14 protein-coding genes are annotated in these 12,266 nt (G+C 71.0%); 9 read left to right on the forward strand and 5 right to left on the reverse strand.

Annotated elements, in window-relative coordinates; translation table 11 throughout:
* Positions 1-166 precede the first annotated feature (166 nt).
* Positions 167-1,237 (forward strand): SGNH/GDSL hydrolase family protein, encoded by a 1,071-nt coding sequence (locus HS104_39125; protein ID MBE7485973.1) that lies wholly within the window; start codon positions 167-169, stop codon positions 1,235-1,237.
* Here HS104_39125 and HS104_39130 read toward each other — a convergent pair.
* Positions 1,224-1,718 carry a GNAT family N-acetyltransferase gene (locus HS104_39130; protein ID MBE7485974.1) on the reverse strand — a complete coding sequence of 165 codons (495 nt, stop codon included), beginning with the start codon at positions 1,716-1,718 and terminating at the stop codon, positions 1,224-1,226. The two genes, HS104_39125 and HS104_39130, sit on opposite strands and share 14 nt — an antisense overlap.
* Before the next feature lie 266 nt (positions 1,719-1,984).
* Between HS104_39130 and HS104_39135 the strand changes: the two genes are divergently transcribed.
* Both HS104_39135 and HS104_39140 read left to right on the forward strand, forming a co-directional pair.
* On the forward strand, positions 1,985-3,040 hold the full coding sequence (locus HS104_39135) for a 2-dehydropantoate 2-reductase (protein ID MBE7485975.1): 1,056 nt from the start codon (positions 1,985-1,987) through the stop codon (positions 3,038-3,040).
* Entirely contained in the window at positions 3,037-3,609 is a 573-nt protein-coding gene (locus HS104_39140) for an SCO family protein (protein MBE7485976.1), read from the forward strand. Before HS104_39135 ends, HS104_39140 begins: the two co-directional genes overlap by 4 nt.
* 311 nt (positions 3,610-3,920) lie before the next feature.
* Here HS104_39140 and HS104_39145 read toward each other — a convergent pair whose 3' ends face one another.
* From HS104_39145 to purE, 3 genes are all read right to left on the reverse strand, one after another.
* Positions 3,921-4,685, reverse strand: coding sequence for a hypothetical protein (locus tag HS104_39145; protein MBE7485977.1), 765 nt, complete (start codon positions 4,683-4,685; stop codon positions 3,921-3,923).
* A gap of 111 nt (positions 4,686-4,796) precedes the next feature.
* The gene (locus HS104_39150; GenBank protein MBE7485978.1) at positions 4,797-5,888 is read right to left on the reverse strand and encodes a 5-(carboxyamino)imidazole ribonucleotide synthase; all 1,092 of its coding nucleotides are present in this window, start codon (positions 5,886-5,888) and stop codon (positions 4,797-4,799) included.
* Between the two features lie 2 nt (positions 5,889-5,890).
* Entirely contained in the window at positions 5,891-6,361 is a 471-nt protein-coding gene (gene purE / locus HS104_39155) for a 5-(carboxyamino)imidazole ribonucleotide mutase (GenBank protein ID MBE7485979.1), read from the reverse strand.
* An 81-nt stretch (positions 6,362-6,442) separates the two neighbouring features.
* On the opposite strand from purE, the gene HS104_39160 reads away from it, so the two are divergent.
* From HS104_39160 to HS104_39185, 6 genes are all read left to right on the forward strand, one after another.
* Positions 6,443-7,471, forward strand: coding sequence for a M20/M25/M40 family metallo-hydrolase (locus HS104_39160; GenBank protein ID MBE7485980.1), 1,029 nt, complete (start codon positions 6,443-6,445; stop codon positions 7,469-7,471).
* 141 nt (positions 7,472-7,612) lie between these two features.
* Positions 7,613-8,110 carry a hypothetical protein gene (locus HS104_39165; GenBank protein ID MBE7485981.1) on the forward strand — a complete coding sequence of 166 codons (498 nt, stop codon included), beginning with the start codon at positions 7,613-7,615 and terminating at the stop codon, positions 8,108-8,110.
* Positions 8,107-9,627 (forward strand): GMC family oxidoreductase, encoded by a 1,521-nt coding sequence (locus tag HS104_39170; GenBank protein ID MBE7485982.1) that lies wholly within the window; start codon positions 8,107-8,109, stop codon positions 9,625-9,627. The genes HS104_39165 and HS104_39170 overlap by 4 nt, the downstream gene beginning before the upstream one ends.
* 53 nt (positions 9,628-9,680) lie before the next feature.
* Positions 9,681-9,932, forward strand: a complete 252-nt coding sequence (locus tag HS104_39175; GenBank protein MBE7485983.1) for a type II toxin-antitoxin system Phd/YefM family antitoxin — start codon at positions 9,681-9,683, stop codon at positions 9,930-9,932.
* Between the two features lie 7 nt (positions 9,933-9,939).
* Entirely contained in the window at positions 9,940-10,356 is a 417-nt protein-coding gene (locus tag HS104_39180; GenBank protein MBE7485984.1) for a type II toxin-antitoxin system VapC family toxin, read from the forward strand.
* A 3-nt stretch (positions 10,357-10,359) separates the two neighbouring features.
* Positions 10,360-11,091: a PT domain-containing protein gene (locus tag HS104_39185; protein MBE7485985.1), complete on the forward strand. Its 732-nt coding sequence runs from the start codon at positions 10,360-10,362 to the stop codon at positions 11,089-11,091.
* Here the strand turns inward: HS104_39185 and HS104_39190 are convergent.
* The gene (locus HS104_39190; GenBank protein ID MBE7485986.1) at positions 10,992-12,254 is read right to left on the reverse strand and encodes a protein kinase; all 1,263 of its coding nucleotides are present in this window, start codon (positions 12,252-12,254) and stop codon (positions 10,992-10,994) included. The genes HS104_39185 and HS104_39190 overlap by 100 nt on opposite strands.
* Positions 12,255-12,266: the final 12 nt, after the last annotated feature.

Below are 12,266 nucleotides of genomic sequence, written 5' to 3' on the forward strand. Positions count from 1 at the left end.
GGCCTACCCCTCCGGGTATCGCGAGGCGCGTTCGCCGGCTATCTCCACGGGTCTTGGCCACTCCTGAGGATCGTGATCTGATCATGGCAAGACTGCCCAAGTCGAGCCTGGCACGCCGCCCTCTCATCGTTTACCCTTCCGCTCATCACCGCGGGAGGGAGCCAGCATGGTTCCATTGGAAAAGCTCGTCTTCAATCGCTTGGGCTTGGGCATCGCGTGCGCCGGACTCTTTGTCGCCGTGGCCTGCGGCGGCAGCAGCTCGGAGGACAAACCTTCGTCGGGCGGCTCGGGCGGCGCCGCCGGCGGCGGCGGCGCGAGCGGCTCCGGTGCCGTGAGCAGCGGCGGCTCGGGTGGCACCACCTCGAGCGGCGGAAGCGCCGGAAGCGCGAGCGGCGGCGCCGCGGGCACGAGCGGCGTCTGCTACCCGGGCGTGTACGACGGCCTGGTCTACGTGAACTACGAGCAGTTCAGCCCCAAGCTGAACGGCTCCTGCGCCGGCACGAACCATCAGGACATCCAGAACCCCGAGAAGCTGGTGTTCCTCGGCGACTCGATCACCGTCGGCACCTTCCCCACGCCCGCGAACCAGGTCTACCGCACGCTCTTGACCAACCTGGCGAAGGCGCAGTGGCCGAGCATCGAGGTCGCGAGCTGCGCGGTCAACGGCGCCCAGACCGACGACTTCTTCGCGGGCGACAACCAGATCCCCAAGTGCTTCCCCGCCGCCGAGCAGAAGAAGACGCTGGTGGTCATCACCATGGGCGGCAACGACATCGCCGCCATGGCCAAGGACAAGCTCTCCGCCAGCGCGGCTTCCGTCGAGGCGGACAAGGTGCTCGCGAACATGAAGCAGGCCGTGGAGTGGCTGAAGGATCCGACGAACTTCCCCAACGGCTCCTGGGTGGTGTTCGCCAACATCTACGAATACACGGATCTGACGGCGGATCTGGGCTCTTGCCCCACCGGCAACCTGATCGGCCTGACCGGCGAGTGGATCGCCGGCACCGCGATGCTGGTCAAGCTGCGCGAGGGCTACATGAAGATCGCCGTCGACGCTCAGGCCGACATGATCTTCCTGGGCGAGCACTTCTGCGGCCACGGCTACAAGTTCGCCGACACCAAACAGCAGTGTTACATCCCGAACTCCAGCAACTGGTTCGACTTGACCTGCATTCACCCGACCCCCGAGGGTCACAAGCAGGTGGCGGACCTGTTCTGGAAGACTATCGCGGAGTGAGCGGCTTCCTGAAGTAGTACTCGACGGTGCCGCTCTTGTCGTTCAGATCGCGGGTGGTCGGCCCGCGCACCCAGCCGCGCCGCGCGTAGAAGGCGTGGGCGGTCACGAAGCGCGTGTCGCTCCAGAGGTCGATGAAGGCTGCGCCGCGCTCGCGCGCCCGGGCCTCGACGAGCTCGACCAGGCGCGCGCCGAGGCCATGCTCGCGTGCGCTCGCGTGCACGTAGAGCTTCTTCAGCTCGACACCGCTGGGATCGGTCGCGGGTGAGTAGCCGATGCAGCCGACGACGGTGCCGCCGAGCTCCGCCACCCAGAACTCGCCGGCGTGCTCGCGGAAGTAGCTGGCGATGCGCCGGAGCTCCGGCAGCTCGCCGTCCACGTCCATCACGCAGCCGGGGTACTCGGCGAAGACACCGCCGATCAGCGCGATGAGCCCGTCGGCATCGTCGTCACGGGCTTCGCGGAGCAAAGGGAGCGAGGTCAAGGAAGCTGGGAAGGAAGGTCGCTCTCGATAAGCAGCGCACCCGGGGGTGCGCGAAAAATCGCGAATCAGCCCAGCGCCGGCATCGGCAGGCGGAGGCGGGCGAGGAGCTCGAGGAGGCGTCGCATGGCTTTGGATCCCGTCCGGCTCGTTCAGGTGAGCCAATGTGCGCGGCCCTCGTACAAGAGCCCCCCGGGATTTGCAAGTTTCTCGCGACCCTGCCGGCTAAGTGCTTGGAACTTGGTGGGCGTGGCGCTACGCCCCGGGGTATGGCGGAAGCGACCGGACCGCGCCTCTTGGTGGTGGGCTGCGGCGCCATCGGCGGGGTGGTGGCGGGGCACCTGCTCGAGGTCGGGCACGACGTCTCCCTGCTCACCAAGAACCCCGAGATCGCCCGGGCGCTCCGGGAGCGGGGGGTGCGCGTGACCGGCGACGAGCCCCCGGCGCCCTGCCGAGCGAGCGCCGTCTTCGAGACCATCCCGGCGGACACGGCGCGCTTCGACTACGTGCTGCTCGCGACCCAACCGCCTCAGGTCGAGGCCGCGGCCCAGAGCGCCGCCGCCTTCCTGGCGGACGACGGCCGCATGGTGTGCTTTCAGAACGGCCTGTGCGAAGAGCGCGTCGCCAAGCTGGTGGGGCCCGACCGCGTCGTCGGGGCCGTGGTGGCCTGGGGAGCGTCGATGGTCGAGCCGGGGCTCTACGATCGCACCAGCGCCGGCGGCTTCAGCATCGGGCGGCTCGACGGCTCGAGTGACGCGCGCCTCGAGGAGCTGGCTCGGGTGCTCGAGGCGGTGGGGCCGGTCAGCATCACGACGAACCTGCTCGGCGCGCGCTGGAGCAAGCTCGCCATCAACTGCAACATCTCGACCCTGGGCACCATCGGCGGCGACCGCCTGGGCGTGCTGATGCGGCAGCGCCACGTGCGCCGGCTGGCGCTGGAGGTGATGACGGAGGTCGTGGCCGTGGCGCGAGCCGAACGCGTGAAGCTCGAGAAGGTGAGCGGGACCCTCGATCTCGACTGGATCGCGCTGACCGAGGCCGAGCGCACGGCCGCCGGCTCGACCGGGCTCCTGGCCAAGCACACGCTGCTCCTGGCGGTGGGAGCGCGCTACCGGCGCCTGCGCTCCAGCATGCTGGCAGCCATCGAGCGCGGGCGCCCGCCGGCGGTCGAGTTCCTGAACGGCGAGGTGATCACCCGGGCCGAGAAGCACGGCATCGAAGTGCCAGTGAACCGCGCGGCCCGGGACTGGGTCTGGGACATCGCGCACGGGAAGCGGAAAGCCTCGCACGCCACGCTGCGTGAGCTATACGAGCGGACGCGGTGAGACTCCTGAGCGCGATTCTACTGGCCCTCGCCCTCTTCGCCTGCGATCGCGGCGAGGAGCCGAAGGTGCTCTACCCGGCCGGGCAGTTCTCGCTGACCGATCAGAGCGGAGCGCGCTTCGGCACCGAAGAGCTCCGCGGCAAGACCTGGATCGCCGCGTTCTTCTTCACGCGCTGCCCCACGGTGTGTCCGAAGATCACCAAGCGCATGAAAGAGCTCCAGGCCACCGCCAAGGCCAAGCGCGTCCCCGTGCACTTCGTCAGCATCAGCGTGGATCCGGAGAACGACACGCCGCCGGTCTTGACCGAGTACGCGCAGAAGAACCAGCTCGACACCGGCTCCTGGACCCTGCTCACCGGCGACTACGACACGGTGAAGAAGACGGTGCTCGAGGGCTTCAAGGTGGCGCTGGAGGGCAAGGCCGACTCGAGCGCCGAGGACTACGGCATCATGCACGGCTCGCACCTGCTCTTGGTGGACAAGAACGGGCAGATCCGCGGCTACTACAAGACCAGCGAGGACCACGACATGAAGATGATCCTCGTGCACGCCCGGGCCATCGGGAAGTAACGCTCCGCGACTCTCCCGTTCTGTCGAAATAGCCGGCGCCGGCCCACCTCGTCGGCCCGTCGGGTATCCCTCCGGAGCCGCTGCGGAACACCCGGAGGGCCCGTCAGGTGTCGCGAAGCGGTCCGGCCGGGGTTCACACTCGTCTCACTCTCGCGGACCGAGATCTGCCGCGGCAAGACCCGAGAGCTCGTCGCACGGCTCGGCTGACCGCCGAGCGGCAGCCGGACGGGTCTTGGCAAGCACCCGAAACGCCGAAACGCCGCGGCTCTCGCGAAGAGAGCGCGCGGCGTTCGGTCGCGTGGGCGCGAGGTTCAGTAGTAGCCGAGGATGCCCACGGCGAGGCCGTAGGAGGTGACCTTGACGTCGGTCTCGCTGCTGGTGCCGCCGGCCGGCTCGTCCTTCGCCGTGCCGGAGAGGCCGAAGTCCACGTAGGGACCGACCAGGATGGCGAAGTTCTCGATGGGCGAGATGCCGACCGGCACCTCGAGCGTCAGGTCCAGGCCGCTGATGGTCAAGGTGTCGGTGCCGGCGGTGCTCTGTTGCTCGGTCTTGGAGCTGAAGTACGTGATGCCCGCCCGCGGCCAGATCGAGAAGGTCTCGTCGAAGGCCATGGCGTAGCCGACTCGCGGCGCGATGGCGAACGTGGTCGTGGTCGGTCCGTCGTTCGACCCCGCGCTCGTCTCCTGCTCGGTGGACTGCGAGAAGTAGAGCAGCGACCCGCCGACGCTGATGCTCTCGACCGGGAAGAAGTCGAGGCTGAGGCGCGGGATCATCAGGCTCGGAGCCTCGCTGCCGCCGCCGGGATTGCCGAACAGCGCGACGTTGGTGGCCTTCAGGGTGACGTCGCCGCCGGTGTCCGGCGAGACCACCGCGCGGTCGAACGAGATGCCCATGATGCGATCGACGCCGAAGGTGATCTGCTGCTCCTCCCCGATGTTGTCGAGGCCGCTGGAGCGGGGCATGGGAGCCGGCGAGTAGCTGCCCTGGTAGCCGCCGCCGTACTGCTGCTGAGCCGCGGCCAGGCCGCTGACCAGGAAGATGCCCAAGCCACACAATGAAGTGATCGCCGTCTTCATGATTTCCTCCGTGAAGCGGGCAAGGTCTTATCCCAGCCCGCCGGCGCTGTCCCGACAAAAGCGGAGGCGCGACCCGGGCCCAGCGGCCGTTTTTTCGGCAAATCCCGCGCGTCAGTCGCAGACCAGCAGCTCGCGCGCCCGCGCGATCTTCACCTCGAGCTCTTCGGGGGAGCCGGCGCGCAAGGTCAGGTGCCCCACCTTGCGGCGCGCGCGCGGCGCCTTGCCGTAGTCGTGCAAGTGCGCGTCGGGGATCTCGAGCAGCATCGCGGCGGGTGGCACGTGCCCGATGAAGTTCAGCATCGCCGTCGGGCCGAGGGCCGAGGCGTCGCCGAGCGGCAGCCCGCAGATCGCGCGCAGGTGGTTCTCGAACTGGCTGGTGCGCGCGCCCTCGATGGTCCAGTGGCCGGAGTTGTGGACCCGCGGCGCGATCTCGTTGGCGAAGAGCGTGCCCTTCACGTCGAACAGCTCCAGCGCCATCACGCCCACGTAGTCGAGCCGGTCGAGCAGGCGCTGGGCGTGAGACTCCGCCCGCGCCTGAAGCTCCGGCTCCAGGTCGCGCGCCGGCGCGCGGCTCAGGCGCAGGATGCCCTCGGCGTGCTCGTTCTCGACCAGCGGGTAGAAGCGCGTGTCCCCCGAGCGGTTGCGCACCGCCAGCAGGCTGAGCTCGCGGCTGAAGGGCACGAAGTCCTCCAGGATGAGCGGCTCGCCGCCCAGCGCGCGCCAGGCGTCGGGCGCCTCAGCCGCGCTTCGGATGACGTACTGGCCCTTGCCGTCGTAGCCGAAGCGGCGGGTCTTGAGCACCGCCGGCGCGCCGATCTCGGCCAGGGCCTCGCCGAGCCCCGCCTCGTCGTGCACCGCCGCGAACTTCGACGTCGGGATGCCCAGCTCCTGAAAGGCCGTCTTCTCGTGGAGCCGATCTTGCGCCACGCCGAGCGCCGTGGGGCCGGGACACACCCGCGTCCGCGTCGTCAGCACCTCGACCGTCTCGACCGGCACGTTCTCGAACTCGAAGGTGACGACGTTGCACTCGGACAGCTGGGTCAAGGCGTGGGCGTCGTGCCAGTCCGCCACCAGCTGCTCGGCCAGCGCGGCCGCCGGCGAGTCCGGCGTGGGATCCAGGAAGCAGAAGCGCAGGCCGAGCGGGTAGCCGGCGAGCGCGAGCATGCGACCGAGCTGCCCTGCGCCGAGCACGCCGACCCGCACGCTCAGCTTCCTTCGCGCGGGTCGGGGTTGTCGAGCACCTTGGCGGTCTGCTTCTCGCGGTACGCGCGGTAAGCGTCGCGGATGACCGGGTGCTTGGCGCCGAGCATCGCCGCTGCGAGCAGCGCCGCGTTCACCGCGCCGGCCCGACCGATGGCCAGCGTGCCCACCGGGATCCCCGCCGGCATCTGCACGATGGAGAGCAGCGAGTCCACGCCCTTGAGCGCCTTGCTCTCGACCGGCACGCCGAGCACCGGCAGGACCGTCTTGCTGGCGGCCATGCCCGGCAGGTGCGCGGCCCCACCGGCGCCGGCGATCAGGAGCTCGAGCCCCCGGCTCTCTGCGCTGCCTGCGTACTCGAACAGCAGGTCCGGGGTGCGGTGGGCGCTCACCACCCGCACCTCGTTGGGCACGCCCAGCTCGTCCAGGGTCTCCACCGCGTGCCGCATCGTCTCCCAGTCGCTCTGGGAGCCCATGATCACGCCGACGAGGGGAGCGGGTCTCTTCGCCAAAGGGTCGCCAATCTACCTCAGCGTCCGAAATGGTAGAAGTCCTCGATGCGAGCTCCCGCCGTGCTGGGTTTGTGGCTCTCGGTGGCCTGTGCGGCGCCGACCCCGGCGCCGAAGCCCGCGCCCAACACACCGGCGCCGGCGGACGACGCCCCGAGCTCGGCGCTCGCGCCGCTGACCGAGCGAGAGCGCGCCATCGCCGCCGAGCTCCGGAGTGACGTGGCGGAGCTCGCCGGCAAGATCGGCGAGCGCAACGCCGACAAGAAGTGGGAGCTTGCGAGCGCCGCAGACTGGCTGGTCGAAGCGCTGGAGAAGAGCGGCTACGCGGTGGTGCGGGACGGCCACGAGATCGACGGCGTCGCCGTCCAGAACCTGGCCGTCGAGGTGCGCGGCGGACGCGCGGCGCACGAGCTGGTGCTGGTGGGCGCGCACTACGACAGCGCCGCGGGCAGCCCCGGCGCCAACGACAACGCCAGCGGGGTGGCCGCGGTGCTGGCGCTGGCCCGGCGCTACAAGGGCGCCTCCCCGGAGCGCACGCTGCGCTTCGTGCTGTTCGCCAACGAAGAGCCGCCCTACTTCCAGACCGAGCAGATGGGCAGCGTGCTCTACGCCAAGGGCGTCGCGGCCCGAGGCGAGAAGGTCGTGGCCATGCTCAGCGTGGAGAGCATCGGCTGCTACAGCGACGCCGCCGGCAGCCAGCGCACCCCGAAGGGGCTCGAGGGCCGCTACCCCAAGAGCGGGAACTTCGCCGCGGTGGTCGGCAACCTGGCGTCGAAGCCCCTGGTGGATCTGGTCGCCGAGGGGCTCGCCGCGCGCAGCAGCCTGCCGGCCGTCGGCGCGGCCCTGCCCGACTCCGTGCCCGAGGCCGGCTGGTCCGATCACTGGTCGTTCTGGAAGCTCGGCGTGCCGGCGGTGATGGTCACGGACACGGCGGCGTTCCGCGACGTGCACTACCACAAGGCGAGCGACACTCCGGGGCGGCTCGACTACGAGCGCGCCGCGCGCCTGGTGGTGGGGCTGGAGAGCGTGATCGCCGAGCTCACCGGCGACACTTTTGCGCTCGCCCCGGACAGATAGACCGTCCGGCCGAGCCGGAGGAGCTCCGTCGGCGGGTGCCCACGGTCGCGAGTGCCCAGCTGGACGGAGGACGCTGAGCGTGAGTGAAGTCGAAGGACATGCTCTTGCCCTGAGCGCGGTCTGGGTGCGACCCTGCCAGCCGTGCGCGCTGATCGCCGGAGCTTCCTCGGCTGGTTCTCGCTGGCCAGCGTCGCCATCGGCGGCGGCATAGCGCTGGTGCGCGGCGGCAACTATCAGGTGCCACGGGACCTCGAGCTCGGCAGTCTCGCGCCCTGGCAGTGGGCGGTGTTCGAGGCGGTGGGCTCGAGAATCCTGGCGCCGGAGAGCGCGGCGGTCGGGCTATTCGCCGACGGCTACGTGGCGGGTCTGGCGGAGCGCGATCGCGACGATCTGATGGGCCTCCTGGCCTACGTCGAGCACCTCGCCCCCATCGCCGCCGGCTTCGGCCCGCGCTTCACCCAGCTCGCGCCGGCCGAGCAAGATCGCGTGCTCACGCTGCTCGAAGCGAGCTCCATCGGCCTGCTCCGCGGCGGCTTCCAGGCGCTGAAGGCGCTCTGCCTGATGGCCCACTACCGGAGCGACGCGGCCTTCGCCGCCCTCGGCTACGGCGGCCCCGCCGTGCGCTGGAGCGGGCGATGATCGAGCTCGGGCGCAGGCTCGGCAAGGCCGCCCGCTGGAGCGCCGACGTGGTGATCGTCGGCACCGGCGCCGGCGGCGGCATGGCGGCGAGCGAGCTCGCGCGGCGCGGCGCGCGGGTCATCGCCCTGGAAGAGGGCCCCGCGCTCTCCGCCCGCGACATGAGCCAGCGGGAGGACGAGATGATGCCGCTGCTCTACCAGGAGCGCGGCGGGCGCAGCACGGCAGATCTCTCCATCCGTGTCATCGGCGGGCGCACCGTCGGCGGCAGCACCGTGCACAACATCAACCTGTGCAAGCGGCTGCCGCCCGAGGTGCTGGAGCTCTGGGCGCGCGAGCACCAGGTGAGCGGGCTCTCGGAGGCGGAGCTGCGTCCGGTGTTCGAGAGCGTGGAGCGCGATCTCTCCGTGAGCGAGATCGAGCCCGAGCGCCGCAACGCCAACAACCGCGTGCTCGAGCGCGCCGTGGCCGCCCTGGGCTGGAAGGGCGGACCGCTCCAGCACAACCGCCTGGGCTGTCAGGGCTCGGGCTTCTGCGAGATCGGCTGCCCCTACGACGCCAAGCAGAACGCCGCGAAGGTGCTGCTCCCAGACGCCGTCGATCGCGGCGCGCGCGTGGTGGCCGACGTGCGCGTCACCCGCATCCTGCACGACGGCCGGCGCGCCCGCGGCGTGGTCGGCGTGGCGCTGGGCGAAGACGGGCGTCCGGTCGCCGACGTCCGCGTGGACGCGAGCGCGGTGGTGCTGGCCGGCAGCGCCATCGGCAGCGCGGCGCTCGGCGTGGCGAGCAGCCTGCCGGATCCCCACGCGCGGCTCGGCCGCGGCCTGCGCATGCACCCCGGCGTGGCGGTGGCGGGCCTGTTCGACGAACGCATCGAGGGCTGGAAGGGGATCCCGCAGAGCTACGAGTGCACGGAGCTCCTCGACCTCTCGCCCGGCAGCGACAAACGCGTCTGGATCACCACGGCCTTCGCCCACCCCATCGGCGCCGCCATCATGCTGCCCGGATTCGGCGCGAAGCACCGCGCCTGGATGCTGCGCTACCCGCACATCGCCGTGCTGACGGCCATGCTCCACGACGAGAGCGAGGGCCGGGTCTCCGTCGCGCGGGACGGACGGGCGCGCATCGACTACGTGCTCTCACCGGCGGACTCCGAGCAGCTCGCGCGGGGCGTGCGCGCTTGCGCGCGGCTCCTGTTCGCCGGCGGCGCCCGCAAGGTGCTGGTGCCGAGCGTGCCGCCCCTCGAGCTCGATCGCCCCGACCAGATCGAGTCCATCCCCGGCTCCGTCGCGCGCCCGCACGGCATGGCCATGGCCGCGGTCCACCCCATGGGCACGCTCTGCCTGGGCGACGATCCGCGGCGCGCGGTGGTGAAAAGCAGCGGCGAGCACCACCAGGTCGAGGCGCTCTTCGTGCTGGACGGGTCGCTCTTCCCCACCAGCATCGGCGGGCCGCCGCAGATCGGGATCTACACGCTGTCGCGCCACCTGAGCCGGCACGTGGCGGCGCGGCTGGGGTGAGCGCGAGGCGCGCGCGCCTTGCTGCAGGCGCGTGAAACAGCTAGCCTGGCTAGATGAAAAAGACCTGGGCGCTCCAAGACGCCAAGAACCGCCTCAGCGAGCTCGTGGCGGAGGCCGAGCGAAGCGGCCCGCAGGTGATCACTCGTCGCGGGCAAGAGACGGCCGTCGTCCTCTCGTTCGACGAGTGGAAGCGCCTGTCCCGTCGCCGCGGCAGGCTGATCGAGGTGCTCCGACGCGCGCCTCGGTTCGAGGGCGGTCTCGACACTCGCCGGTCGAAGGACCCGGGCCGCGAAGTCGAGCTGTGAGACGCGCATGGCCTACTTGATCGACACCTGCGCGCTGTCCGAATTCACCAAGCCGAAACCCTCGGCGAGCGTGGACGAGTGGTTCGCCTCGATGCCGGATGGCGCCGACTTCGTCAGCGTACTCTCCCTGGGTGAGCTCGAGAAGGGGATCAAGAAGCTGGCGGCCGGCCGCCGGCGCGGCCAGCTCGAGCGCTGGTTTGGCGAGCTTCGCGATCGCCTCGAAGGGCGAATCCTCGGCATCGACGAGCCCGTGGCGCTCGAGTGGGGTCGCATCGCGGCGCGCGCGGAGCGGTCGGGTGCGCCCATCCCGGTGGTCGACGCGCTGCTGGGCGCCACTGCCATCGTCCACGGGCTGTCGGTCGTCACTCGAAATGCGTCCGACATCGCGCGGACGGGTGCGTCCATCATCGATCCTTGGTCGTAGCGAGTGCAGAGCGCAGTAGGCAGCGGGAGCGGGTCGGGGAGAGCTGGAAGAGCAGGCGCGTGGAACGCCCCGTCCTTCCCCGCACGCCCAAGCGCCCGCCCAAGCGCCCGCCCAAGCGCCCGCCCAAGCGCCCGCCCAACCGCACGCCCAAGCGCCCGCCCAAGCGCACGCCCAAGCGCACGCCCAAGCGCCCGCCCAAGCGCACGCCCAACCGCACGCCCAAGCGCACGCCCAAGCGCACGCCCAAGCGCCCGCCCAAGCGCCCGCCCAAGCGCACGCCCAACCGCACGCCCAAGCGCACGCCCAAGCGCCCGCCCGAGCGCACGCCCAAGCGCACGCCCAAGCGCCCGCCCAAGCGCCCGCCCAAGCGCCCGCCCAACCGCACACTTCGCTCGCGTGGGCCCCCCCTCCCTCTGTCGAGCCTCATCTCCCCGCTCTCCGCCCCCGCTCCCTGCTCGAGCCCCCGCCCCGCGCTGCCCCTGCCCCTGCTCCTGCCCACTGCCCGCCGCGCCCGCGCCCGCGCATCCGCACGGTTCCGCGCGCGCATGCGCGGCCGAGCGCCGCCCCTCGCCGCACCGCGTGGGCGCTCCGCCGCCCCTCGCCGCGCTGCGCGCCCGGTTCAGTGGTGCGAAAATTCAACCGCCGGCCATCATCACACAGGCCCCGCACCAGCTGAACGTCCACATCACGATCAAGAGCGCGATCACCCCGAGCACGATCCACACCCAGGAGTAGCTGCGCGTGGCCGGGTGGGGCGCGGGCGCGGCCATCACGCCGGGCATGTACGGCGACGGCATCGTCGGTTGCGGCGTGGCGAGCGGCGCTCCGACGTGCGCGGGGCCGAAGGGACCCGCCGGCGTCGCGCTGTACGGATTCGGCGAGTACGGCGTGGCGTAGCTCGGGTGCGCCACGCTGGGCAAGGCGGCGGGGCGCGCTCCGCTCGCGTCGCCGAGCGGCGCGAAGCTCTCCGGCGGCAGGTAGGGCAGGCACTGCTCGATGGCCGCCTTGAAGTCGTAGGCGGACTGGTAGCGATACGCCGGGTCCTTCTGAAGCGCGTGGAGCAGCACCGTCTCGAGCGCCGGCGGGATGTCGGGCCGGAGCAGGCTGGGCGCCGGCGGCATCTGCTCCACGTGGGCCTTGAGCAGCTCGTACAACGTCTGCGCGGGGAAGGGGCGCTGGCCGGTGGCGCCCTCGAACAGGATCACCCCGGCGGCGTAGAGATCCGCGCGCTGATCGACGTGCTGGCCCATGGCCTGCTCCGGCGACATGTACTGCGGAGTGCCGAGCAGCGAGCCGGTGCGCGTGGCGTCGCTGACGCCGCCCTGATCGGGCCGGAGCTTGGCGATGCCGAAGTCGAGGATCTTGACGCGCCCGCTCTCGAGCACGAACACGTTGTCCGGCTTCAGATCGCGGTGCACGATCTGCTGTTGGTGCGCGGCGCCCAGGCCGTCGAGGACCTCCATGACCACGCGGCAGAGCGAGCCCAGCGGCAGCCCGCCGAAGCGCTTCATGTAGGCCGAGAGCGGCAGCCCGTCGAGCAGCTCCATCACGATGTACGGGCGCCTGTCGGCTGTCTCCGCCAGATCGGAGACGCTCACGATGTTGTCGTGTCGGATCAGGTTGACGGCCTTCGCTTCGGCGAAGAAGCGCTCGACCAGGGCCGGGTGCTGGCTGCACTCCTGCGACAGGAACTTGATGGCCACCCGGCTGCCGATGCCGGGGTGGACGCCCTTGTACACCGAGCCCATGCCGCCCTTGCCGAGCAGCCGGGTGATGCGATAGCTGCCCACCATCTGCCCGAGCAGCGGGTCGGCGGCGGCGTCGGCGAGCGTGCCGCCGTCCTCGGTGCAGAACCCCGCAGCGGGGAACGAGCGGCCGCACTCGGAGCACACGAACATGGGCGGCTCGGA

This window comes from Polyangiaceae bacterium (assembly GCA_015075635.1).
In the GTDB taxonomy this organism is placed as follows: Bacteria; Myxococcota_A; Polyangia; order Polyangiales; family Polyangiaceae; genus JADJKB01.